The organism is Psychrobacter sp. UBA6766 (assembly GCF_002453355.1).
GTDB lineage: Bacteria > Pseudomonadota > Gammaproteobacteria > Pseudomonadales > Moraxellaceae > Psychrobacter.
Genome location: NZ_DKGQ01000004.1, coordinates 1 through 25,020, shown reverse-complemented (window position 1 = coordinate 25,020; position 25,020 = coordinate 1). Strand labels below are relative to the sequence as shown.

At 42.7% G+C, this 25,020-nt stretch carries 19 protein-coding genes; 15 read left to right on the top strand and 4 right to left on the bottom strand.

Features of this window, described 5'->3' with window-relative positions; all coding sequences use genetic code 11:
• The first annotated feature begins 154 nt into the window (after positions 1-154).
• Positions 155-829, top strand: coding sequence for a riboflavin synthase (locus B4K26_RS00400; RefSeq protein ID WP_296242917.1), 675 nt, complete (start codon positions 155-157; stop codon positions 827-829).
• Positions 830-929: 100 nt separating this feature from the next.
• On the opposite strand, the gene B4K26_RS00395 is transcribed toward B4K26_RS00400, so the two are convergent.
• Positions 930-3,866: a response regulator gene (locus B4K26_RS00395; protein ID WP_296242916.1), complete on the bottom strand. Its 2,937-nt coding sequence runs from the start codon at positions 3,864-3,866 to the stop codon at positions 930-932.
• A 257-nt stretch (positions 3,867-4,123) separates the two neighbouring features.
• Between B4K26_RS00395 and fmt the strand changes: the two genes are divergently transcribed.
• The 9 genes from fmt to B4K26_RS00350 all read left to right on the top strand — a co-directional run bounded on the left by fmt (position 4,124) and on the right by B4K26_RS00350 (position 15,527).
• On the top strand, positions 4,124-5,230 hold the full coding sequence (gene fmt, locus B4K26_RS00390) for a methionyl-tRNA formyltransferase (protein ID WP_296242915.1): 1,107 nt from the start codon (positions 4,124-4,126) through the stop codon (positions 5,228-5,230).
• Positions 5,231-5,324: 94 nt separating this feature from the next.
• Positions 5,325-6,887: a transcription antitermination factor NusB gene (locus B4K26_RS00385; protein ID WP_296242914.1), complete on the top strand. Its 1,563-nt coding sequence runs from the start codon at positions 5,325-5,327 to the stop codon at positions 6,885-6,887.
• A 50-nt stretch (positions 6,888-6,937) separates the two neighbouring features.
• Positions 6,938-8,359: a threonine synthase gene (gene thrC / locus B4K26_RS00380; protein WP_296242913.1), complete on the top strand. Its 1,422-nt coding sequence runs from the start codon at positions 6,938-6,940 to the stop codon at positions 8,357-8,359.
• Positions 8,360-8,598: 239 nt separating this feature from the next.
• On the top strand, positions 8,599-9,696 hold the full coding sequence (locus tag B4K26_RS00375; protein WP_296242912.1) for a LysM peptidoglycan-binding domain-containing protein: 1,098 nt from the start codon (positions 8,599-8,601) through the stop codon (positions 9,694-9,696).
• 62 nt (positions 9,697-9,758) lie between these two features.
• Positions 9,759-11,012: a DNA-processing protein DprA gene (gene dprA, locus B4K26_RS00370; protein WP_296242911.1), complete on the top strand. Its 1,254-nt coding sequence runs from the start codon at positions 9,759-9,761 to the stop codon at positions 11,010-11,012.
• 105 nt (positions 11,013-11,117) lie between these two features.
• A complete protein-coding gene (locus B4K26_RS00365) occupies positions 11,118-11,819 on the top strand; it encodes a Sua5/YciO/YrdC/YwlC family protein (RefSeq protein ID WP_296242910.1) in 702 nt (233 codons plus the stop codon).
• A 196-nt stretch (positions 11,820-12,015) separates the two neighbouring features.
• Positions 12,016-13,005 carry an epimerase gene (locus tag B4K26_RS00360; RefSeq protein WP_296242909.1) on the top strand — a complete coding sequence of 330 codons (990 nt, stop codon included), beginning with the start codon at positions 12,016-12,018 and terminating at the stop codon, positions 13,003-13,005.
• 168 nt (positions 13,006-13,173) lie between these two features.
• Positions 13,174-14,247: a metallophosphoesterase gene (locus tag B4K26_RS00355; protein WP_296242908.1), complete on the top strand. Its 1,074-nt coding sequence runs from the start codon at positions 13,174-13,176 to the stop codon at positions 14,245-14,247.
• A 128-nt stretch (positions 14,248-14,375) separates the two neighbouring features.
• Entirely contained in the window at positions 14,376-15,527 is a 1,152-nt protein-coding gene (locus B4K26_RS00350; RefSeq protein ID WP_296242907.1) for a metallophosphoesterase, read from the top strand.
• Positions 15,528-15,549: 22 nt separating this feature from the next.
• Here B4K26_RS00350 and B4K26_RS00345 read toward each other — a convergent pair whose 3' ends face one another.
• Complete coding sequence (locus B4K26_RS00345; protein ID WP_296242906.1) at positions 15,550-17,010, bottom strand: alpha/beta hydrolase; 1,461 nt, start codon at positions 17,008-17,010, stop codon at positions 15,550-15,552.
• 501 nt (positions 17,011-17,511) lie between these two features.
• Here B4K26_RS00345 and grpE point away from each other — a divergent pair.
• Positions 17,512-18,117, top strand: coding sequence for a nucleotide exchange factor GrpE (grpE, locus tag B4K26_RS00340; RefSeq protein WP_296242905.1), 606 nt, complete (start codon positions 17,512-17,514; stop codon positions 18,115-18,117).
• A gap of 255 nt (positions 18,118-18,372) precedes the next feature.
• A complete protein-coding gene (dnaK, locus tag B4K26_RS00335; RefSeq protein WP_296242904.1) occupies positions 18,373-20,316 on the top strand; it encodes a molecular chaperone DnaK in 1,944 nt (647 codons plus the stop codon).
• A 99-nt stretch (positions 20,317-20,415) separates the two neighbouring features.
• Here dnaK and B4K26_RS00330 read toward each other — a convergent pair whose 3' ends face one another.
• Positions 20,416-21,225: a methyltransferase domain-containing protein gene (locus B4K26_RS00330; RefSeq protein ID WP_296242903.1), complete on the bottom strand. Its 810-nt coding sequence runs from the start codon at positions 21,223-21,225 to the stop codon at positions 20,416-20,418.
• Between the two features lie 103 nt (positions 21,226-21,328).
• Entirely contained in the window at positions 21,329-22,561 is a 1,233-nt protein-coding gene (locus B4K26_RS00325; protein WP_296242902.1) for an 8-amino-7-oxononanoate synthase, read from the bottom strand.
• A 301-nt stretch (positions 22,562-22,862) separates the two neighbouring features.
• On the opposite strand from B4K26_RS00325, the gene B4K26_RS00320 reads away from it, so the two are divergent.
• From B4K26_RS00320 to B4K26_RS00310, 3 genes are all read left to right on the top strand, one after another.
• On the top strand, positions 22,863-23,396 hold the full coding sequence (locus B4K26_RS00320) for a porin family protein (protein WP_296242901.1): 534 nt from the start codon (positions 22,863-22,865) through the stop codon (positions 23,394-23,396).
• 229 nt (positions 23,397-23,625) lie between these two features.
• Entirely contained in the window at positions 23,626-24,099 is a 474-nt protein-coding gene (locus tag B4K26_RS00315) for an NfeD family protein (protein WP_296242900.1), read from the top strand.
• A gap of 21 nt (positions 24,100-24,120) precedes the next feature.
• On the top strand, positions 24,121-24,981 hold the full coding sequence (locus tag B4K26_RS00310; RefSeq protein ID WP_296242899.1) for an SPFH domain-containing protein: 861 nt from the start codon (positions 24,121-24,123) through the stop codon (positions 24,979-24,981).
• Positions 24,982-25,020: the final 39 nt, after the last annotated feature.

Below are 25,020 nucleotides of genomic sequence, written 5' to 3'. Positions count from 1 at the left end.
ATCCACTAACTCTTCATATTTTGGCTAAGTTTATACTAACGTTATAACTCACTTAAAGTCTAATAGCAGTCATCACTGATGGTTGCAAATGAAACCATAGTCTCAAACAATATATTCTGCCTTTAATGGCAATAAAAAATCAAAAGAGGTTGATATGTTTACTGGAATTATAGAAAGCGTCGGAAAAGTAAAGTCCATGCAGTCAATGAGCGGTGATATTCGTCTAACGATAGAATCTGATGGCTTAGATTTTAGCGATGTGAAGTTAGGAGATTCTATTGCTTCAAATGGCATTTGCTTGACGGTGGTGGAGTTTGGCAGTAATCATTACTCTGTTGATGTTTCACGTGAAACTATCGCTCGTACTGCTCTAGCGGATTTGAAGCCCGGCTATACGGTGAACCTAGAAAAAGCCATGCTACCGACCACACGATTTGGCGGTCATATTGTTGCCGGTCATGTCGATGGCGTAGGCGTGGTCACTAAGCTGCAAAAAGATGCGCGTTCACTTTATATCGAAATTGAGATACCACAAGAATTGGCGCATTACACAGCGACCAAGGGTTCTATTACCCTCGATGGTATCAGTCTTACCGCCAATTTAGTGCGTGATAATATTGTCTCGCTCAATATCATTCCGCATACCGCGCAAGTGACCAATATCGCGCAGCATTGGTTAGTTGGGAGTAAAGTCAATGTGGAAGTCGATATTGTGGCACGATATTTGGAGCGGTTATTAAATAAATCGCAAATGGATAGCTCAACTAATAGCAGTCCACAAAGTACTATTACTGAGGCGTTTTTAGCTGATAATGGGTTTTTGAAATAACGGTTAAACTTTGAAAATAGTAGACTTTAAAATTAAAGTTGTACGAATCAAACTGTGCCAATGCTGCTTTAATATGGCTAACAAGTCTCGCAGACGCTTATTAGGTTTTAATCAGCGTTTGCAAAACGTCTTGTAGCTTCTTTTTATTAATAGGCTTGGCTAAAAACTCATCCATTCCTACTTGCAAGCAAGCGATGCGATCCTCTTCGCTGTTATTTGCAGTCAGCGCAACGATAGGAATATCATCGCCTTGCGCGCGAATAGCTTGGGTCGCTTGAAAACCGTCCATCACTGGCATTCGGCAGTCCATTAAAATAAGTGCAATCTCTTGGCGCTGCTGTTGTAATTTATCTAACGCCTGCTGGCCATCTTCTGCAACCACACTCCGATAGCCGATTTTTTCTAATATCTTGCAAGCTATTTTTTGATTGGTTGGGCTGTCTTCTACCACTAAAATCAATGGCGCTAAAGTTTCATGAGTCGCCGCATCGGCTGCTGCGACTAACTGGCTACTGTTTTCCCTATTATTTTCTGGCTGCACTAAGGTTTGTCTGACAGGCAGAGTTAATCGCAGTAATTCAGAAAGCAATAACGCCACATCAAGTGGTTTGTTTAAAAACCCATCACAGCGCTCCAACAACATAGACGGGATACGGCGCTCAGCTTTCATACTGACCAAGACCTTTGGCAGTGATGCATTAGCCAATAAACTGTTTAAAGCCTGCTGTTTCTCAATATCAATGCGTGCTTTATTGGCTGCGACATTTTTTGTGGTTGTGGCTTCTGCTTTCTTATGATTTATATTTTTATTGTCAGCGGCTATTTGAGGCGATAAAGCGAGCATGATTTCTTCGTAATATTCATAATCTAGGAGTAAAATAGGCGCAAGTTTCTGCTCATCTTCTACCAATTTATCGTTTATTTGCTGAAGAGCTATTCTATCTATAGAAGTGGAAATAGTAGCGGGAATAGATAAATATGCGCACAAATCGCGCAGATGTTTGGCTCGTAGCGGCTGTTTAATCACGGCAATAAGATGCATATGCGTTAATTGCTGATTAGCATGATAGATAGGCTGATAGTTTGGTCGCTTACAAGGCAAATAAAGGTTAAAAGTGCTGCCTTTAGCAAACGTACTTCTCATTTCAATAAAACCGCCTAATAGTTTAGCAAAGCTATTGACGTCATTTAGCCCTAGCCCTTTTACAGAGCTGTTTTTTTGTACGTAGTTAATATTGCGATTTACGATTTGTTTACTATTCTGGCTGTTGTTTTCATTAAAATAAGTGAGCAGCTGATGCTGTTTTGCTATATCGATTCCTATTCCACTATCTTTTATACTAAACCGAACCCAGTCGTGCGATGGATGATGGGTACTGTTTGACTTATCTATACTATTATTAGTATCACTGCTTTTATTAAATGCATCGTCTTTATCAATTGCGTCTAAGCTGCTGTTTTTGAGGGTTAATACATCTGCGTTGCTCAGCGCATCGATGGTCAACGACACATAGCCAGAGTTGGTAAATTTAATGGCATTATCTAATAAGTTGCGCAAGATTTGCTGTAGGCGCCTATGGTCAGTATCAATACAGCGCGGACTGTCAGGTGCGAAAAAATACAGTAGCTCAAGTCCTTGCTGCCTTGTTCTCTCTATCAGTGACTGGCTGACTTGCTGTCCAAATTTATAAATATCGACCGCTTCAACAGATAGTCGGGTTTTACGAACCTCTATTTCTCCTATATCCAACATGTCGTTTAGCATGGTAAGCATAGAGTGACTGGTTTGAATCAAAGTCGTAACCACTTGATTCTGCTTCACGGTCAGGTTGTCAGGGTCGATAGGTTCTAGCGTATCAATCATCGCTTCTAGTGGCAGGCGTAAATTATGACCCATCGTTGATTTGAGCGTAGCAAACTCATCAAGGTGGCGTTGTAACTGTTGGTTTTGCTGCTCCAACTGTGCGGTTTGTTCGAGCAACTCATGAATATTATTTAGTAGAACGGTAAAACCATGTACTTGACCATGCTCGCCAAACCACGGCGTAATATGTAACTGATAGGCTTTTTTATTATGCAAGCCATAAACCAGTAGCGTGCGCGTGACCCGTAGGTCGACCAGTTTTTTTAGCAGTGTTTGGGTTGTTTCGTCTTTAGCGAAGACAAAGTCGGTCAATTGATAATTGCTATCGCTTTGAAAGGTGGTGGCAAACACTTGCTCAAAACGCTGATTAAAAAAGTTTATCTGTCCGTGTCTCATCAGCATCAGCATCGGCAGCGGGGCATGATCAACCAAACGCTCTAAACGATGTTGCAGTGTGGTAATGCGGCGATGGTTATTATGCAGCTGATAACTGATGCGGCTCAGCGCATGACCTAAACGCAAAAACTCCGCCGTGGTTTGTTTTTCCATAAACGGTGGTATGACATATCCTTCTTTAGCACGGCTACTTAACTCATCGGTATAAAGCAGGAGCTGTTCCCAGTTGTTAAGTCGTTTGAGCGTATAAAGCAAAGCGATGATAAAAAGCAAGAGTGCTGTCATTAAAGGCAGCCAATAGCGATACGAGATCCAATTAGTATCAAGTGGCTCATGACGCAGTATCGGATAAACCTTATGACCACTCTCAAGCTCAATGGTGCCGATCAGACTACGATTGTTTAGCTCATAGGTACTACGATGATTGCTATTAGATGGCAATGGATGAGTAATCTGTGGAAAGATGATACCGGAAAACTCACGCTCATTTGGACGAGTGCGGCGATGAATATAAGTTTGCCCCGACGGCATCATAAAAATCAGCTGATAGCTTATGTCCTTTAAAAAAGGTTTTTCTAGTATCTTTTTGATGTCAGCGTTTTTAGGGTCGTCAAGCTCAGTTATCTCGTATTGTAATTCATAAAAACTTTGTAGACTGTGCTGCTTATTATGCTGTCTCATCTCATAAAACATGGTGCCGTAATACACTGACAACATCGTTAATAATGTCAGCGTATAAAAAATCAGCAGGCGTTGTAGAGATTTAAATTGTTGCATAAAAGCATAACCCTAAATCGACAGTAAGTCGGTATATTTTTAAATGTGAGTAAAACTAACCGTTTAACTGCTGTACTGTGTTTGCTGTGCCTTATTTGATTGGCTGACTCTTGTGTGATGGATAAGTCACTGAGCTTGATTACCATTATAAAGGTAAATAGCATCATTAGTAGCGCTTGATTGTCGCTATTACAATCATGGCACAACGCTACAAACTCCCCTATAATAGGTGGATTAACCATAAATAGTGCCTGATTATGACCACATTTGCTTGTCAATCTGATTTACCTACTAATACCACGCAACCTCAGCAAAGCCCCGTTATCAAAGTACCAACAGCCGCTAACCCGTTGCGAGTGGTATTTGCTGGAACACCTGATTTTGCGGCGATTAGCCTTGAGGCACTTATTCAGCAGCAAGAAGCGCTTAATATAGATATCGTTGCCGTTTATACGCAGCCTGATCGTAAAGCAGGCCGTGGTCAGAAACTGGCTGCTTCGGCGGTAAAGCAAGTGGCATTGGCGAATGACATTGTGGTTGAACAGCCAGCGACCTTTAAAAAGTCTAGTACCGAGGGCATGGCGGCACGTCAGAACCTGCGTTCCTATCAGCCGGATGTGATGATTGTTGCCGCCTATGGGCTAATATTGCCGATTGGCGTATTGACCACACCTACTTATGGTTGTCTTAATATCCATGCTTCATTATTGCCACGATGGCGCGGGGCAGCACCGATTCATCGCGCGCTATTGGCGGGCGATAGCGAGACTGGTATCACCATTATGCAGATGGATAAAGGCTTAGATACGGGCGATATGCTTTATAAAGTCAGCGCTCTTATCGAAGCTGATGATACAGCAGCCAGTCTCCATGATAAGATGGCGACACTTGGCGCGACAGCTATTAGCACAGTATTAACCGACTTGGCGCATTACCAAGCACAAGCGCTAGCTCAAGATGACAGTCTGGCTAATTATGCGGAAAAATTGGTCAAAACTGAAGGCGAAATTGACTGGATGCAATCCGCTACTGAGATTGAACGTCAAATTCGTGGCTTAACACCGTGGCCGGGTGCGTATACTTTTCTCGCAGGGCAGCGCGTCAAGATTTTAGCGAGCTTACCTGTCAATCCATCACAACAAACCGATAAGCCTGCTGGTACGATTATCAGTGTTGGCCGCAAAGCGATATTGGTGGCTTGTGGCAAAGAAGCTGATATCAAGCAACAAAGCAATGAGCAATCAGTCACGACTTTGGCGATTACTGATTTACAGTTTGCAGGTGGTAAACCGATGACTGCCGAGCAAATATGTCATGGTAATCAATTAAACGATGGTGATCAGTTCACTGCAGAAGCAAAGTAATTTAATTAAGTTTAATCAAGCTTAATATATCTAATGATAAGCAATCTAACTTGCATAAGACGTTATTACTCATACGTCAAGGAAATAAAATTTAATGAGACAAATCAGCACTGCGCCAAGAAATAATAAGCTCAAACCTTCAAGCAATCTTATTATGAATGGTAGCGTCCGCGTAAGAGTGATTCGCACTTTACTAGCCATTCAAAATGGTCAATCGCTTGCTAGCGTCCTTGATCCCTTATTAAACAGTCTGCATGATGGTGATAAAGGTTTTGCTCATGCGTTATTGCTAACGACATTACGCCAATGGTATGCACTTGCGCGTTTGCTTGACAGTCTTGCTGATAACCCAATTGATGAGGTTGAAGTTCGCACCACCATTCAAGTTGGCCTCGTGCAATTGCTCTATTTAGAAGTGGCGGATCATGCCGCAATTCATGAAACGGTCGAAGCGGCAAAAGAGATTGATTTTGCCCATGCGACTGGTTTGATTAATGCCATTTTGCGTAAGGTTGCCAAAAATCCTAGCAAATTCCGTAAGAAGTGTGATAAAAAACACAGCCTACCTAACTGGCTTGCTTATCAGCTTAAGCAAGATTGGAATGAAGAGTATGACGATCTGATGCAAGGTCTGCGTCAAGCTGCACCGATGTTTTTACGGGTGAATTCGTCTGTTGACTCGGTAGACGATTACCAACAAGCATTGGCAGGTGCGGAAATTGAGTCAGATCTGATTGAGCTTACCACCGGTTTTAAATTAACAAATTCGTCAGATACAGCTCTAGTTACCACGCTTTCCACTAAAGGTTTGCGACTACACCAAAGTACCGCAGTCAGCGCTTTACCACATTTCGCTGAAGGGGTAGTCAGTGTGCAAGATATGCATGCTCAACTTGCTGCGCCGATTATTAATAAAGCTTTGATGGCTAAACTGAACCGTGAAAGCGATGCTACTGACCTACATATTCTAGATGCGTGTGCAGCGCCCGGTGGTAAATTGGCTCACTGGTTAGAATTAATCAGCTGCAATGAATCATCCTTGTTTCATGTGAAACAAGACGATACTAAAGCGTCTCCTGAGATTGCTACTATCAAGCTCACGGCTATCGATAATGAAGCGCCTCGTATTGAACGTATTTATGAGAATTTACAACGCTTAAATTTAAACCAGCAACACCTAGAGCAAGCTGAAAAAAATATTGCGCTAAATATTGTCTGTGCCGATGCCACCACATGGCAAAACGCTGATAAAAAAGACAAAGATAAAGCCGTATTTGATGCGATACTGCTTGATTCTCCTTGTACCGCAACGGGCGTCATTCGTCGTCATCCCGATATCAGTATTTTGCGTACCGAAGAGGATGTCGAGCAAACGGCAGTCTTACAAGCGGATATCTTGCATAATCTCTGGCCACAGCTTAGAGCCGGTGGTTATCTTTTATATGTCACTTGCTCTATTTTAAAACAAGAAAACGCCCTTCAAATGCAGGAGTTTATGGCTCACTATAATGATGCAATAGCCATTGAATTTACCGAGGATTGTAATTGGGGTATCGCACAAACTATCGGTCGCCAATGTCTGCCGATTGATAGCGAGAGTGGCGATGGTTTTTATTATGCTCTGCTACAAAAAACCGATGTAAGAACTGCTGAATAATCCGTTTTAAATATTGAATTGAATAACCTCATTGTAGACAGGACAATCTCATGAAATATATCAGTACCCGTGGTCAGACAGCGCCGATGGAATTTAGTGATGTGCTATTAATGGGACTTGCACCAGATGGCGGGTTGATGCTGCCTGAACACTATCCAAATATCGATAGCGCAATACTTGATGAGTGGCGAACGCTCAGCTATCCAGAGCTTGCGCTGGCGATTATGCAGCGTTTTGCCACTGATATTCCTACCGCTGATTTGCAAGATATCATCGAGCGTACTTATACCGCTGATATTTTTGGTAGTGATGAAATTGTCCCTGTGCGCAAACTTGATAATAATTTATATGTTTTAGGATTATCGAACGGTCCAACGTTAGCGTTTAAAGACGTGGCCATGCAGTTTTTGGGCAATGCTTTTGAATATGTGCTTAAAAGAAAAGACGCACGTATTACGATCATTGGTGCAACCAGTGGGGATACGGGAAGTGCAGCGGAGTATGCCCTGCGCGGTAAAGACAATATTGAAGTATTCATGCTGTCACCGCGCGGCAAAATGAGCGCATTCCAGCGCGCGCAAATGTATAGTTTGACTGAGGATAATATCCATAATATCGCCATCGATGGTATGTTTGATGACTGCCAAGATATTGTCAAAGCGCTACAGCAGGATGCAGAATTTAAAGCGGCTTATGATCTAGGAACCGTTAATTCAATTAACTGGGGTCGTATCCTTGCGCAAATCGTTTATTACTTTAAAGCCTATTTCGCCGTGACTGATAACAATAATGAAAAAGTCAGCTTCAGTGTCCCATCAGGTAATTTCGGAAATATTTGTGCTGGTCATATCGCTCGTGAAATGGGATTGCCAATCGAGCGTTTAATCGTCGCGACCAATGAAAACGATGTATTAAACGACTTTTTTAATCAAGGTGCTTATCAGCCGCGTCCGACCGATAAAACCTATGTGACATCAAGCCCATCGATGGATATCTCCAAAGCCTCTAACTTTGAGCGTTTTGTTTATTTGTTATTAGAAAAAGACAGCGCCCGCGTTCATGAGTTATTCGAAGGAGTGAAATCCGGTCAAGGGTTTGATTTGTCTGATTTGATGGAAGCGGTTAATACACGTTATGGCTTTGCAGCCGGTAAATCGACTCATAATGACCGCTTACAAACTATCAAAGCACTTTATGAGCAGTATGGTGAGTTGGTCGATCCGCATACCGCTGATGGTATTAAAGTCGCTAAAGAGCTTCAGCGCGAGGGTGAAGTGATTGTTTGTGCCGAAACGGCTTTACCGGTTAAGTTTGCTGATACTATCTTTGAGGCGGTTGGAGAGATAGAGATTGCGCGTCCTGCTCATACCGAAGGTTTAGAAGCACTGCCGCAGCACGTGGTGGTGCTAGATAATAAAGCTGAACTGGTCGCTGAGCAAATTCGTCAGCATGTTACACCAAATTTAGCTTAACCCGATTATTCTCATCCGACGTCCATTGAAATGAATATCCAATCAAAGGTTACGCGATTGTAATAAAGTGTTTATGATTGTGTTATGGTAGATATAATTGTAATATTAGAAATAGCGCCTACGTGTCATCATTATGTCAGGCGCTGTTTAGCAATAAAACCCGTCAATCACATCAGTCAATAATACTGAACAGCTGCTTTATAGACATTATGTTAGCGGTATATATTGTGGATATAACCATGAAGATGAGCTTAAAAAAGATAGCAAAGGCACTACTGGTGACGACATTTAGTGGCGCAATGCTGATGACCGCTGCCCACGCTAATAATCCACCACCTACTATCAAAGCGGATGCGCCCAATCGCTATATCGTCAAAAAAGGTGATACCTTGTGGGATATCTCAGGGCGCTATTTAGATAGCCCGTGGCGCTGGAAAGAGATTTGGGCCACCAATAAGCAAATCAAAAATCCCAACCTTATTTATCCTAATGACATTCTTATTTTATGTGTGATCCAAGGCAAAACCTTGGTTGGTGTCGATACCGGTGAAGGCTGTGCTGGGGTTGAAAAACAATTGACTGGCAATGTGGTTGCTAGCACGATTGCAGTGACCTCAACGGCGAATAGTATTCCGCCTATTCCATGGTCTGCAATTCAGCATTGGCTCGATAAAACCATCATTGTTAATCCGGACGATTTTAATACCACGCCATATATTTTAGCCTCAAAAAAAGGCAATTTAATTACCGCAAGTGGCGATAAAGTCTATGCCAAAGGCGTGCCGCTTATCGTTGGCCAACGTTATGGGATTTACCGCGAAGGTGAAATGTATGTCGAGCCGAAAACGCAAAAAGTTATCGGTTTAGAAGTTACCCAAGTGGCAACAGGTTTGGTGACTTCTACCGAAACTAATGGCGTTACCAGCTTGCAACTTATCGACAGCTATGGCAAAGAAGTACGTGAAGGCGATCGCGTTTTTGTTGAGTTAAATAACTCAATTCCGCCAGTATTTTATCCAGCCCCTGCAACCGTCAATCGCGGCGGCATGATTGTCCGCGTTATGGATTCTATCAGTTCAGCCGCTAAGGGCAGTGTTGTCGCTATTAATTTAGGTAGCACGCACGGCGCCAAACCCGGTGACGTGTTGACCGTCTATCAAAAAGGCGCGGTCATACGCGATATTAAGGATAATGACACGCCAGTACGCTTACCAAGCGAGCCTACGGGTATGGTGATGGTCTTTAATACCTTTGATAATATCAGCTATGCTTATGTGCTTGATTCTGAGCTACCAATCAACGTCGGTGATCAGCTGTTACCTCCGCCGTATCTATAATGAGTGCAACGCTTATTCTTTAAGCTAAGGACTCCAATTTAGACTAAATGAGCTAGATGATTATGAGCGCAGTCACTTCTCTTTTATCCGCTGAGCAGCGCGCAGTACTGGCGCTGTGGGCTGAGGTGAATGCATCATTATCGGCTTATCATAAACTTATCACCAGCTTTGGCAGTGCAGAGCTTGCTTGGGGCGCTAAAGTAGAGGCATGGCGACAGCTTGGTATTCATAGTACCCATCTTAAGCGTCATGAGCAGTCAGAGCAAACACACGCAACTATCGATAACATTCAGCAAGCATTGCTAGAGGAAAAATACGGTCTGCTATTTGTAGACCAGCCTGATTATCCAGCACAGCTGCTAGAAATATATGACCCACCCCCAGTGTTATTCTACCGCGGTGATAAAGCGCGCTTGCAGCAAGCGCAAATCGCCATCGTTGGTAGCCGCAAACCCACCGCCCACGCGCAAAAAATCACCTTTGATATGGCGCAGTATTTAGCGCAAGTCGGTTATATCATTACCAGCGGCCTTGCGATGGGTGTCGATAAACGCGCACATTTAGGGGCGCTTGCGCAAACAGAGCCCGAATATCAAGGTCGTACGGTTGGCGTAATGGGGACGGGTATTGAGATCAATTACCCCAATCATCATGATAAATTGTTTAGCCAGATTATCGAGCAAGGCGGCTGTATTATTAGTGAGCTGTTGCCCTATACGCAGCCGCACAAACATACCTTTCCGCGCCGCAATCGTTTGGTCGCAGGACTGAGTTTGGCAACCATTGTGACCGAAGCTACCGTTCAAAGTGGCTCGCTGATTACGGCGAGGCTAACCTCCGAGCAAGGGAAACAAGTTTTTGCGATTCCAAGTCACATTGATAATAGCAATGCTGAAGGCTGCCATCACTTGATACGTGAAGGTGCAACCTTAATTTATCATCCGCAGCACGTCCTCGAAGATATTACTAATCAGCTGAGTTATGATAGCCGCCCATACCAGTCAACGCAGTCAGCGCAGTCAACCGAAAGCCCACCAGCAAATAGTAGTCTTCCTTCAAAGAGGATAAATACAGATAGCAAACCTATTACAGCTACTGGTCAGTCGGCATCATCCGATAGCAAAGCTTCTCATCACGCAGTCGCTGTTCCTGAGCATTTAACACCGATTTATGGGCAGCTTGATTGGCATGGGCAAGATTTAGATGCGTTGTTAAATACCACTGAACTGACGCCAGCGCAATTGATAGGACAGCTTATGGAACTTGAATTGTTAGGCGTTATCAGTGTGCAAGGCGGACGTTATTTACGTGCATAATTTTCTTTCTAATCAAGACGCGATTTTAAGAAATCTTTAAACCTGCTGTTTTACCCGTCGTTTAAGTTGTATTATACCCCTTCATACTTTTCTTCTTATTCTGTCATGTCTAAACCACTTATCACCGATTCTGTCATCGAAGCTGCGCATTGGCTGCAACAAGGGCAGCTGCTTGCTTATCCAACCGAAAGCGTTTGGGGCATTGGCTGTGATCCGTTTAATCAACAAGCGGTACAGCAGCTCTTGACTATCAAACAGCGCCCAATAGAGAAGGGCATGATCGTGGTTACCGATAGCGCCAGTCGACTTAAGGTACTGTTAAACAGTCTAAATGAAGATCAACGCCAGCTAGTGTTAGACAGTTGGCGTCACGATACTGAGTCTGATGTCGATACCAAGCAGGCGCATACTTGGCTATTACCGTTATCAGAAAACCTACCCATTTCTATTCCCGCATGGATAACCGGCGCTCATAACAGTGTGGCGGTGCGAGTGATTGACCACCCTTTGGTAAAGCAGCTTTGCCAACAAATGGTTTCCGTTTACAACCCTTATGGCTTTGTTGTCTCGACCAGTTGTAATACTTCTGGACAGCCGCCCGCTTTGTCATTGGCAGAGGCGCAGGCTTATTTTTTAAATAATGACAGCATTGTTAATTTTGATGCCAATTCTAATGTCAATAACCATGCCAATTCCTCAGCTAATATAAATGAATATGAGCAAGTCGGCTATTTAAAAGGCGAGACGCTTGGTTATCAGCTTCCTAGCCAGATCAGCGATGCGCTAACGGGACAAGTACTTCGTTAGTGCGCCTCTAAATACTGCCCAATTTTTAGGATTGCTGCCAGTCTATCATTTCCTAATTTAGCCTCGTATTTTGCTAAATCCTTTATTTATATCCAGCCTTACTTTAAGCCTTATACCTACAATTAACCTCTTGTTTTTATAAGAGGTTTTTTGTCACACTGAGAAAACGGTAAGATGATTATAAGGATAAAAAGCGATGAATATTTTAATCAGTGGTGGCTCGGGATTCTTAGGACGCGCGTTTAGTGAAGCGCTTATCAAGCGTTACCAAAAGGACAATAAAGAAGTGCAGGTCACGTGGCTGACGCGCGATAGCAGCCAAGCACATCCTATCGATATTAAAATGATAACGTATGACGAGCTTGCAAAATCCAATCAAAGCTATGAGGTTATTCTAAATCTAGCAGGTGCTGGGATTGCTGACAAACGCTGGAGCGATGAACGTAAGGAGCAACTGCTTGCTAGCCGCGTCAAGCCTACTGAAGCGATACTGGAGTTTATAGCGCGTAGTAGCACTAAGCCTAAACTACTGGTTAGCGGTTCGGCGATTGGCTGGTATGGCGCCCAAGGAGCCAAACCTTTAACCGAAAGCAGTGATTTTAACGCTAATTTTTCCCATAAACTCTGTGACGACTGGGAGCAATTGGCGCTAAAGGCTACCGATTATGGCGTCCCTGTTGCTATTGTACGTACTGGCGTCGTGATTCATCCTGATGGCGGGATGGTCGGTAAGTTATTAACACCGTTTAAAATGGGCGTCGGCGGTCAGTTGGCTGATGGTAAGCAAGTCATGAGCTGGATTAGCCGGGCAGATTGGGTACGGGCAGTGATGTTTATCATTGAGCAACTTCTTGCTGGGCAGGCTAGTCAGCAAGCTCAATTAAATAGCGTTGATACTGTTTTAAAAGTTGATAATGGCTTAAAAACAGCAAACGATACGCCAGCGTATGTTTATAACTTAACCGCGCCCAACCCTGTGACCAATCAAACCTTTACCAAGACGCTTGGCGCATGGCTCCATCGGCCGACGTTTTTTACTTTACCCGCATTTTTATTAAAGCTGATGTTTGGTGAGATGTCGACTTTACTGATTGATGGGCAAAAAGTCTTGCCACAAGCACTGCTTAATGCAGGCTTTGAATTTAGACAGCCAACCTTAAAGCAAGCGTTAGTGCAGCAATCCTAAGTTTTTATATAGGTTGTTTCATGTGAAACGATTAACCTAGATTTGCTCTACATTACTAAGCGTTTTATGTTTCAACTGCCATAAAGTTTCAATAAACAATCATGCTGTCTACAACAGGTAAGAATATTGGCGTACTATAAGCCCGTCTTTGTCTGATTCAATTGTATTATGTGGCCTTTTATCATTCTTACCCAGCTGCTTGCCCTTATGAGTAGTGGTATATTTTACTGGTTCTTTCAACCAAAAACGCGCCTGGCTAAAGTGGGTTTAATCTTAACTGTTTTTATTATTAACAACGCTTTTCTTATCTACGGATTGAGCGAGTTTTGGCACGAGCGCTTTCACGTCTATCTGGTTGTCGGCATTTTACAAGGCTTTATGTTTTATGCTGCATTAATAACTGCTGCCATTACCTTGGTGTATGTTTATATCCTTAAGCAAAAGTACCACCCAATACTCATTAGAGCCGCCGCTGCTGTTATTTATATTGGTATTATAGGTTTAGCGGTATTTAATGCTTATTCGCCCGTCGTTCACCGTCTAAACGTGATGACGGATAAAGTGCTTAAGCAACCGTTGCAGATTGCCTTGGTCTCTGATACGCATCTGGGAAGATGGTTTGGCAATCGGCAGATAGATAAGATGGTCAGGCTGATTGATGCCCAAAATCCTGATGTTGTGGTCATCGCAGGCGACGTCATGAATGATTCAACCGACGCTTATGAAAAAACCAATATGCATGCGCACTTATCAAAATTAACAGCGCCGCTAGGTGTCTATGCCACTTTAGGCAACCACGATTATTCAGGTAATGAGGTTGCGATTGCCAAAGCCGTTGAACGGGCAGGTATACAAGTTATTGATAATAAAAGCGTTTGGTTAGACGATTCAGTGTTGTTAATTGGTCGTTCAGATGAGACAGATCCCGCACGCCCTGCTGCGACAGATTTATTAAGTAAGGTGAAGACAAATAAACCCGTGATATTTTTAGAACATAGCCCTGCCGATTTAGAACAAATAAAAGGTTTGCCTATTGATTTGCACCTGTCAGGGCATACGCATGGTGGTCAGATATTTCCATTAACGGTATTGCTAAAATGGTTTACGCCGCTGGTTTATGGCGCTAAGCAGGTTGAGGGCACACAGTTTTTGGTCACATCAGGTTACGGGATTGGTGCGGTACCATTTAGGTTGGGCACGCGCTCTGAGATATGGATGATTACGCTACAGTCGGCACAGTAAGTGTTACCCCAATAAGTATCACCCCAATCTCCCAAACCTTGAAAAATAGTCGTTATAATCCAGCTACCTTATAAATACTGCCCAAACCAGCAAACGCCCTATCAAACACTATCCTGTTAGGAATGCTTATGCGTTACGCATTTATTATCACCATTATTGTGCTGCTCCAGCTGTTTAGTTTTGGCGCGGCGCTCAGCCTAGAGTGGTGGCTACAGCCTTGGAGCACTCCGGCGCTAATCATGATTATGTGGATTGCTGTCTTTGCGATTACCAATATCCTTTTGCTGCTTAGCGTTACCAAGTCATTTGCGAATAGTTATCGCTGGATAAGCGCTTGGCTGTTGGTGATGCATTTTATGTTACTGACGGCGATGCTAACCGGCTTATTGTATGGTGGTTTTTGGCTATTGAGTGCACTGGGCGATAATGCTTTTTACAATACAGAAACGATTGCTATTGGTTTTCGTATTTTTGCACTGGTCTTCTTTATAGGGTTATTTAACTATACCCTCTATAGCGCTTATGTGCCGACGGTGCGTGAGCTGTCTATTAAGATTAATAAGCCACTGAACAATCCGCTACGCATTGCGGTAGCCAGTGATTTGCATTTAGGACGCTTATTTGGCGGTAAAGCGATTGAACGGTTAAATGACATCGTGCAGCGCTATCAGGTAGATGTACTATTGATGCCAGGCGATATTATGGATGACAACACCAAGGCATTTACTGACTATAATATGGCAGAAGATTTGGCGAAGCTTGTTAGCAGTTTGCCGTACGGTGTCTATGCGACGCTAGGCAATCATGATTTATACGGCCACGAGCAGCCAATTAGTGAGGCTTTACAGAATGCTGGCGTGCGATTGCTTAACGATGAAGTGAATTGTCTGTCGCATCAAGGTCAGCCTATCTGGTTTATTGGACGTTTTGACAATCATAAACGCCAGCGCGTAGCAACGTCTGAGCTGTTAGGTCAAGTCAATACGGCTGAGCCTGTTATTTTATTAGACCATCGTCCTAGCGATATTGTGGCGCATAGTAAGCTGCCAATCGATTTACAAGTGTCAGGACACACCCATAACGGTCAGATATTCCCAGCCAATTTTATTGTAAATACGATCAATCGATTAGGGTATGGTCACGAACAAATCGGCAAAGGTCACTTTATAGTATCTTCAGGCTACGGGTTTTGGGGGATACCCTTTCGTTTAGGCTCACGTTCTGAGGTTTGGCTCATTAATTTGATCGGTGAAAATAATAATAATGCGAATAATGCGTAAAAGTTTCGTTTAACAAAATCAATTACGCGGCCAATACGTCTTGGATGCTTATAACCTCACGTACAAAACGCGCAAAGCCATTGATAATATGATTGGTTTCCTGTTCAAGCCCTTGATGAACACTCATAAGATGAATAAACCCATGCGGAGCACCATAGACCGTATAGGTTTGAACAGCGACTCCGTAACCTTCTAATTGCTTGGCATAAGCAAAAGCTTCATCACGTAAAACGTCCAATTCAGCTGCAACGATATAGGTCGGGCAAACATGGCGATTGTCACCAAGCATAGGTGAGGTCAGGACATGCTGACGAGGTAGCGGACTATTTTGCAAACAAGCAGCGTCAAAAACCGCCACATCGGCATGATCTAACAATAATCCTTCGCCGTATAACTCCCAGCTTGGATAATCGTTTTCAACATCCGTCACAGGATATAAAGGCATTTGCGCCAATGGTGGTGGTAAGCGCTGCAATGTCTCAAAAGTTTTTTGTCCATCCGCGCCCAAATTCTGCCATGCTTTTGCAGTCGGAGAAATAACTTGTTGGGCAATCATGGTTGATAAGCCGCCGCCCGCGCTATCTCCTGCCAAAACGATGCGCGACGGTAATGTCCCAAATTTTTGGCAATTATCCGCCAACCAAGCATAAGCGGCGATACAATCTTTTAGCCCAATAGGCGCAGGATGTTCAGGCGCTAGGCGATAATCAACACTCACCACGGGCCAACCCGTTTGCTCACAAACGGCATGGCAAAACTCATGGTGAGTATTGACATCACCAATACAAAATCCACCACCATGAAAAAATAACATCACCGTTTTATCAGGATTGCGTTTGGCCTTTCTTTTAAAACTAAATCCCGCTGCGCTTATTTGCTTTTGATAGCAACGAATCAGCATATCGCCATTATCAGCATTGGAAATCGTTTCGTCCTCCCAATTTACGCTAGGCTCATTTTTCTTGGTAAAAGGTTTTATCGTGTCGAATAACGAAGAACTTGCCTGCTGCCAGACTTTTGGTGATTGCATGGCAACAGTATCGATGGCAAATCGTTTACGCAGCTCGGCCATCTTTGTAAGTTGTAAAGGGGTTTTAAGCTTGCTGTTGACGGCAAGAATTAAGCGTAGGTGTGCATCAATATGTTCGTATTGCTTAGCCGTTGGTCCATCTAGATAACCAACCAAGCTTTCCAATACCGCCTCTGGCAAATGACCGATACCTTTCATCGCGTAATGCAACAGGTGCGGCTGATAAGTAGCCATCAGATTGCGATGCAGCCCTTTTCCTTTGATAGATAATTGCTTAGCATCAGGGCGGACTTGCACGTCTGTGTCCGCAGTTAGCGGCTTTTCTTCTTTACGGCTGTTTAGCGAGATATCGAATAAGCCGTCATTCCCGCCTTGGCCCAAAGACGTTAGGTTAAGTGTCCTTACTGCTTTATTAAGTAAGGTGTTGACTGATAATGCAGCTGAATGAGGCATAACACCTTCTCTAAATGATAAATAATATTTATAGTCATCATAAGATAAGCAGAAATAAAGTTGAGTATGCTTTGGTAAAAGTTTGCGGGTTAATAGTAATTTATTTGACGTAACTAACGTTTTTTTGTAGGTTTTGTTAACGAAATGAATTACTTATTGACGTTAAACGTAAAGTAATTCATGTTAGCTAAGGAAGTGTTGTCATTAATTAAGAGAGCGTTATTTAAAAAAGCGTTGCTGTGTAGTAATCCTAGTTGCTGTGTAGTAATCCTATATAAAGGCAGCATTTATGAATACTAAGAAAAATTCTGCGGATCAGGCTTGAAATTTACCCTCATCACCTTTATTAACCAGCTATCAGCCATTATATAAGCCTAATGAGAACATGATAAAAAATAACAAATTTTTATGGCTCTGTTTTTGTCCATAAGTTGTCATGTTCTAAGCCGTCATCATTTTAGGACGGTTTTTTAATTATTAATATTTCATAAGGAAGTTATCATGAGTGAACAAGCCCCTAACCATAAATTTGACACCACCGATCCAAAAGCCGCTCAAAGCAATATTGAGCACGAAAACAGTATTCTCGAAGAAACGCTTGAAGAGTTTGACCCAACAAAAAATTCAGGAAGTCATGAGACCATTGAAAGCGAGATTGATTTAAATGCCTTTGAAGCCCGAATTAAAGAATTAGAGGACGAGGTCAAACAAGCCAAAGAAGGCACGGCTCGTGCCAATGCCGAAGCTTACAACGCGCAAAAACGTATGGAGCAAGAAGCCGATAAAAGCAAAAAATTCGCTCTGCAGAAGTTTGCGAAAGAGTTGTTAGAAGTGGTCGATAACTTAGAGCGCGCTATCGAAAACGCTCATTCAGATGATCCTGTTACCGAAGGGGTAAGATTGACCCATAAAGCACTGTTAGATGTATTGAATAAAAACGGTGTAGAAGTGGTTGAACCACAAGGTGAGAAATTTAACGCTGATTTGCACGAAGCGGTCGGAATCGACCCCGATGCGCCAGCTGATACCGTCGGCACGGTTCTGCAAAAAGGTTATAGCTTAAACGGTCGTCTTTTACGCCCAGCCATGGTGCGTGTTGGACAATAGAATTCAAGAGTTTGAGAATTTAATTTAAGTTTTAAGAGTTATTATTTAAAAAAATAAGTCATGAGTTAGGCTAAACCTTACTGTTAATAAGGGTTTGCACAAAAAATCACACAAAAGGTATTTTTTGCTTCTCAAATGACTTGAAAAAATAGAGCCCCAAACCGATATAGAACAACAAGTGACCGTTTAGCATGTGAAAGTTCCGGTCTGATGAGATAACTATTTAATTTAAAAATAAATTAGGAGCAGTTAATTATGGGTAAAGTAATTGGTATTGATTTAGGTACAACCAACTCATGTGTCGCAGTCATGGAAGGTGATAAAGTCAAAATCATCGAAAATGCTGAAGGTACGCGTACCACCCCATCGATTGTCGCTTATAAAGATGATGAGACCCTTGTTGGTCAGTCAGCTAAGCGTCAAGCAGTGACCAATCCAAACAACACGCTATTTGCGATTAAGCGTTTGATCGGTCGTCGCTTTGAAGATAAAGTGGTTCAAAAAGACATCGGAATGGTGCCTTATAAAATTGTTAAAGCCGATAACGGTGATGCATGGGTTGAAATTAACGGTAAAAAACTGGCGCCGCCCCAAGTTTCTGCTGAAATCTTGAAAAAAATGAAAAAAACAGCGGAAGACTATCTTGGTGAAAGCGTCACTGAAGCCGTTGTAACGGTTCCTGCTTACTTTAATGACTCACAGCGTCAAGCAACTAAAGATGCTGGTAAAATTGCAGGTCTTGATGTCAAACGTATCATTAACGAGCCGACAGCTGCGGCACTTGCTTATGGTATGGATAAAAAGCAGGGCGATAGCACGGTTGCCGTTTATGACTTGGGTGGTGGTACTTTTGACGTATCAATCATCGAAATCGCTGACGTTGACGGCGAGCAGCAGTTTGAAGTATTAGCCACCAACGGCGATACATTCCTTGGCGGTGAAGACTTTGACTCAGCGTTAATTGACTATTTAGTTGATGAATTTAAAAAAGACCAAGACGTCAACCTAAAAGGTGATTCTCTTGCAATGCAGCGTCTAAAAGAGGCCGCTGAAAAAGCAAAAATCGAGCTATCAAGTGCCCAAAGTACTGAAGTGAACTTGCCATATATCACTGCAGATAGTAGTGGTCCTAAGCATTTAGTCGTTACTATCAGCCGCTCAAAACTTGAGAGCTTAACAGAAGAGCTGGTTCAACGTACGATGGGTCCTTGTAAAACAGCCCTAGAAGACGCTGGTCTGAAAATCGGCGATGTTGATGACGTCATCTTAGTTGGTGGTCAGACTCGAATGCCGTTAGTTCAGCAAAAAGTACAAGAGTTCTTCGGTCAAGAACCACGTAAAGACGTGAACCCTGACGAAGCGGTTGCCGCTGGTGCTGCAATTCAAGGTGCAGTATTGTCTGGTGACAAAACTGACGTTCTGTTGCTTGACGTAACACCATTGACCCTTGGTATCGAAACAATGGGTGGGGTCATGACGCCAATCATTGAGAAAAATACCATGATTCCTACCAAGAAATCACAAGTTTTCTCAACGGCGGAAGACAATCAGCCAGCAGTAACGATTCAGGTTTATCAAGGTGAGCGTAAAATCGCTAACCAAAATAAACAGCTTGGCCGTTTTGACTTGACGGATATTCCACCAGCACCACGTGGTCTGCCACAAATTGAAGTCACCTTTGATATTAACGCTGACGGTATCATGAATATCTCAGCCAAAGACAAAGGCACTGGTAAAGCACAAAGTATCCAAATTAAAGCGGATTCTGGATTGTCGGACGAAGAAGTCGAACAAATGGTGCGTGATGCTGAAGCGAATGCCGCTGAAGATGAGAAATTTGCTAACCTTGCGCAAGTGCGTAACGAAGCAGATGGCCGTATCCATGCCGTTCAGAAAGCGTTAAAAGAAGCTGGAGATAAAGTCACTGAAGAGGAAAAATCAACAGTTGAAACTGCTATCTCTGAGCTTGAAGCCGCTGCTAAAGAAGATGATCATGATGACATCAAAGCGAAGCTTGAAGCACTAGACAATGCGTTCTTACCAGTTAGTCAGAAGATTTATGCTGATAGCGGTGCTGGAGCAGAAGGCATGGATCCAAGCCAGTTCCAACAAGGCGCGGACAATACTGGCGACAGTAACCAAGCAGATGACGATGTTGTCGATGCTGAGTTTACTGAAGTAGAAGAAGATAAAAAATAATTCTACTACCAAGTGAGAAAATAAAAACGCACCCTTTTAGGGTGCGTTTTTTTATGTGTATTATTGCGATGATATATGACTTATGGAGATGAGTTGTCCTTATTTTTTTATAGCACTGGCTATTAGTACCTCATAAGTCAAACTCACACTTGGTTCTCTCGCTTCATTTTTTTCTGAAAAATAAGTCCAATAGTCTTGTTCAAACTGTTTTAAACGTTTTTTTGTCCATAAAAAAGTCTGATTACCGCTCGAATGTATCTGTGTCTGATTGGTTGAAACCCCAGTAAGTTTCATGTGTCTAAGAATGGCATACGGATCAGAAAAGGATAACTCAAAGCGCTGGGTTGACAGTACAATATCCTTAAAATAGGCAGATTCTAAGGCCAATTGCCACTCATTAACCGCAGGGTAATGCAGACCTTGCCCTGTCAACCGCTTAATTTGGTGAAAATTATTTGGGGTAAAGGTATTAAATACAAGCTGCCCACCTGCCTGCAAACGGTTTGCTGACTGGGCTATAAAATTCAAAGGGTTGTCAAACCATTGAACAGCATTGGCACTGATAATTAAACTATGTTCCTCTGATAACTCCATATTTTCAGCATCACCAATAATGATTTCGGCAGTGGGTAGTATAGACTGTAAGGTATATTTTTGTTCAGAACATAGCTCATTAATAAGCCAGCGTTCACTGTGAAGGTGCGCCGCTATTAAACGGGTCATCTGACCAGTTCCTGCTCCAATTTCCAATACACTTTCTTGCTTGGTATGCGCGATACTGGCCAGTAAATATTGACAGACTTGTTGTTGAATATTGGCATGTCGGTCATAATCATTGGCCTTGGCAAAATGGCGAGCGATGTTTTGCTTTCGGAGACTAAAGCTGCGAGGTATAACGAGATCGGTCATGGTATTGATTGCATCCAAGTAGGCGATTATCAATTAATAATGGCTTTTATCTAATGATAGTTATTGCTTGATCATAAAAGTAAATAGCTTGTAAAGAAGAAAGTTATAAATGTTCTATGAGACGCTGGCAGTCCTCATCTGATAGCTTAGCATTCATAACGAGACGAATACGGGCGGTGTTTGCAGGAACGGTTGGCGGTCTAACTGGTAAGGCGTAAAATCCTGCTGATTGTAGCTGATTTGCTTTAGCGACTGTTAAAGCGTTATCGCCTATTACATAAGGAATGATGGGTGATTGGTAGCCTATTTCTTGCCCTGTTTCTATAATACAATAGCGTTCAGGAATTGCCGCGCTTAGCATCGTAGATAACTGCAGAAGGTGTAGACGCTGCTCAGTTAGATGAGGTATTTTTCCTAAAATAAAACGTGTCCAAGCATGATTGATAGGTGGTAAGGCGGTGCTAAAAATCAACGGCCGCATCTGATTAATCAGCCATTGTTTAACAATATCATTACACATGATGTAAGCGCCAATGGAAGCAAAAGCTTTGCCAAAGGTTCCTACTAAGTAATCAATATCCGCTAGCGTCTTGGTTGCTTCTGCCAGTCCTAATCCTGTATTGCCTAAAATGCCGACTGCATGTGCCTCGTCGACATAAAGCTCGATACGCGGGTCTTTATTCTTTAGTTTTACCAAAGTGATCAGGTCAGCACAGTCACCATCCATACTGAAAATACTTTCAGTGACAATAATAATTCGCTCAACCGTTGAGTCTGCTTGTTCAATAAATTTGGCTAAATGTTCGTAATCGTTATGACGATAACGACGGTAGCTAACAAGCTTACTTTGGCTGAGACGAATACCATCGATAATACTTGCATGTACCAACTTATCCGCCAAGATAAGCGTCTTAACTGGCAAAGTAGTCAAGGCGGGTAAAATGCCGATATTAGCGTGATAACCACTATTGAATATCAGCACCGACTTGGAGTTAGAGGTATTTTGTCCTTCTAACGCGCTTTCGTACCAATTTTTTAATTCGCTCTCTAATGCTTGTAGTTGTATATTGTTTCCAGTAAGAAGACGAGAAGATGTAGCGCTCATCTTAGGCCTTTGTGCTGCTGGTAACTGGTTTAATTCATACAAAAATTCGGCTTGTAACTCACTATCGCTCCCCAAGCCTAAATAGTCGTTACTGGCAATATTGAGTAGGGTCTGGCCCTTGTGATTAATGTATTGTCCATGATGTTGGAGGTGGGGGATTTGTCGGTATTGTTGATTGGTTTTTAAGTTTTCAAGGGATTCTTGAAGTTGATTTATAATATGATTAGTCAATTTTTTTCCTTTATTTGTTTAATATTTTCTAGGTTCATAAGCTATATTTCTTTATAAAATCCTTTATGAGTATGAATTATTGCACAAACTAAGGGATTGTAACAAAAGATTTCATATCTAGCCCTTTGTAACCCAAGGGCCGACAAACACTTGCAAAAGTTAACTTTCTTACCATTAAACACTGACAGAGTTTTTGACATGGTTTGTTACTATGTATACATCGTTAGCAAACAAGGCGATATGGCTAAAAAGCCCACATAAATAAATAACTTGTTTGTCCAATTGTTTTAAGGAGCTACACATGAAAACTCTACAAAAAACTCTACTTGCTCTAGCTGCTGGTTCTTTACTAAGCATGGGTGCACAAGCTGCCGTATCTTATGGCAATGGTTACACAGGTCAGCCATACGTTGGTGTTAAGGTCGGTCAGTTTAATTTAGATACCGATGGCGCAAGTAACCCTACTGCCTATGGCGTTTATGGTGGTTACAACTTTGATCCTAATTTCGGTTTAGAGGCCGAGTATGTAGGTTCAGATGACGCCGATTACTACAACGGCGATGTAGATGCTAAAACTTACGGTTTATATGGTACCTACCGTTATGGGTTTAATAATACGCCAGTCTATGCCAAAGGTAAATTAGGTGTAGCACGCACTGAAATTGATGGTGACAGCAGACTCCCATATGCTTCTGTATCAGATAAGAGCACAAGATTAGCTGGTGGTTTAGGTCTTGGTTATTCAGTAAATCCAGATTTCGGTATTGAAGCCGAGTACGATATTGTTGGTAGCGATGCAGACCTTTGGACTGTAGGTGCGCATCTTAAATTCTAATTATTGATTATTAGTCTGATAAACAAAAAACGCATTCTTCGGGTGCGTTTTTTTTATGTCTATAATTTCTGCCTATAAATTTCAGGTACAGCTTACTTGTAGCCATCTCTACTAGCACAGCTACTACCTTATATTAATGATTTTTAACAAATTATTACTCTCAAAAATATGCTACATTAAAGGCTAGAATGGCGTAGATAGGGAATGAGCAATAATGGAGATGCTTTGGATGATTGAACCTTGGCACTGGTTGGTATTAGGTTTTGTGCTGCTGATTGTCGAGATGTTTGTGCCGACGTTTGCTAGCCTTTGGTTTGGCGCTGCAGCCATTATCGTTGCCGCTCTTTCATGGTTATTACCTATCTCGCTGTCTATCCAAATTATTCTTTGGTTGGTGCTGTCGGCTATCTTTTTACTGGCGTGGTTTAAATTTATCAAACCATTATCTGTCGATCGTACCAAAGCAGGATTGGGCGGCAGTGTGATTATCGGCGAGACGGGTATGGTTATCGTCGCGCCGCAGTTAGAGCGCGCGGGTGTCGTTCGCTTTAGTGTGCCTATTGTTGGCGCTGCCGAATGGATGTGCCGTACGCGCGGAGAGCAAGTTGCAGTCGGTGATCGGGTGATAGTGACAGATATCGTGGGAAACGAGTTGATTGTCAGTAGTATGCAGTCGCAAGCAGTCATCCATAAAAATAGTTAAGCATAATGATAGAGGTGTAACATGGATAGTTTTAGTATTGTCATGATTGTTTTGGTTGCATTGGTTGTATTTACGGTGTTTAAAGGGGTGCGCATTGTCCCGCAAGGGTATAAGTGGGTGGTGCAGCGGCTCGGTAAATATAGCCAAACGCTAGAGCCGGGATTAAACCTTATTATTCCTTATGTCGATGATGTGGCTTATAAAGTCACGACCAAAGATATCGTTCTCGATATTCCGTCACAAGAAGTTATTACGCGAGATAACGTGGTCATTATCGCCAACGCCGTGGCTTATATTAATATCGTCCGCCCTGACAAAGCTGTCTATGGTATCGAAGATTATGAATACGGCATCCGTAATCTGGTGCAGACCTCTTTACGTTCAATCATTGGTGAGATGGATCTTGATAATGCGCTATCGAGCCGTGAAGAAATAAAAGCCAAGCTAAAACACGCCATCTCAGAAGATATTGCCGATTGGGGAATTACCCTAAAAACGGTTGAGATCCAAGATATTAATCCCTCGCAGACGATGCAAGCATCGATGGAAGAGCAGGCAGCGGCTGAGCGTTTACGCCGTGCCACGGTGACGCGTGCCGATGGTCAAAAGCAAGCGGCCATCTTAGAAGCTGATGGTCGCCTAGAAGCCTCACGCCGTGATGCTGAAGCGCAGGTCGTATTAGCAAAGGGTTCAGAAGAATCGATTCGTCTTATTACTGCCGCAATGGGCGACGAAGAAATGCCGATTGTTTATTTGCTTGGTGAGCAGTACATCAAATCAATTCGTCAGTTGGCTGAGTCTGATAACGCGAAAATGGTGGTATTACCAGCTGACATTCTAAGTACCATAAAAGGTATGGTGGGTGATAAGCTTAAAGTTTAACTAAGCCTATTTTAGGCATCTTAGATTAACACACCAAGT

Bases quoted from the DNA above. Each gene is read 5' to 3' on its own strand.
- B4K26_RS00400 (WP_296242917.1), top strand. From the start codon at position 155: ATGTTTACTGGAATTATAGAAAGCGTCGGAAAAGTAAAGTCCATGCAG.
- B4K26_RS00395 (WP_296242916.1), bottom strand. From the start codon at position 3,866: ATGCAACAATTTAAATCTCTACAACGCCTGCTGATTTTTTATACGCTG.
- fmt (WP_296242915.1), top strand. From the start codon at position 4,124: ATGACCACATTTGCTTGTCAATCTGATTTACCTACTAATACCACGCAA.
- B4K26_RS00385 (WP_296242914.1), top strand. From the start codon at position 5,325: ATGAGACAAATCAGCACTGCGCCAAGAAATAATAAGCTCAAACCTTCA.
- thrC (WP_296242913.1), top strand. From the start codon at position 6,938: ATGAAATATATCAGTACCCGTGGTCAGACAGCGCCGATGGAATTTAGT.
- B4K26_RS00375 (WP_296242912.1), top strand. From the start codon at position 8,599: ATGAAGATGAGCTTAAAAAAGATAGCAAAGGCACTACTGGTGACGACA.
- dprA (WP_296242911.1), top strand. From the start codon at position 9,759: ATGAGCGCAGTCACTTCTCTTTTATCCGCTGAGCAGCGCGCAGTACTG.
- B4K26_RS00365 (WP_296242910.1), top strand. From the start codon at position 11,118: ATGTCTAAACCACTTATCACCGATTCTGTCATCGAAGCTGCGCATTGG.
- B4K26_RS00360 (WP_296242909.1), top strand. From the start codon at position 12,016: ATGAATATTTTAATCAGTGGTGGCTCGGGATTCTTAGGACGCGCGTTT.
- B4K26_RS00355 (WP_296242908.1), top strand. From the start codon at position 13,174: ATGTGGCCTTTTATCATTCTTACCCAGCTGCTTGCCCTTATGAGTAGT.
- B4K26_RS00350 (WP_296242907.1), top strand. From the start codon at position 14,376: ATGCGTTACGCATTTATTATCACCATTATTGTGCTGCTCCAGCTGTTT.
- B4K26_RS00345 (WP_296242906.1), bottom strand. From the start codon at position 17,010: ATGCCTCATTCAGCTGCATTATCAGTCAACACCTTACTTAATAAAGCA.
- grpE (WP_296242905.1), top strand. From the start codon at position 17,512: ATGAGTGAACAAGCCCCTAACCATAAATTTGACACCACCGATCCAAAA.
- dnaK (WP_296242904.1), top strand. From the start codon at position 18,373: ATGGGTAAAGTAATTGGTATTGATTTAGGTACAACCAACTCATGTGTC.
- B4K26_RS00330 (WP_296242903.1), bottom strand. From the start codon at position 21,225: ATGACCGATCTCGTTATACCTCGCAGCTTTAGTCTCCGAAAGCAAAAC.
- B4K26_RS00320 (WP_296242901.1), top strand. From the start codon at position 22,863: ATGAAAACTCTACAAAAAACTCTACTTGCTCTAGCTGCTGGTTCTTTA.
- B4K26_RS00315 (WP_296242900.1), top strand. From the start codon at position 23,626: ATGATTGAACCTTGGCACTGGTTGGTATTAGGTTTTGTGCTGCTGATT.
- B4K26_RS00310 (WP_296242899.1), top strand. From the start codon at position 24,121: ATGGATAGTTTTAGTATTGTCATGATTGTTTTGGTTGCATTGGTTGTA.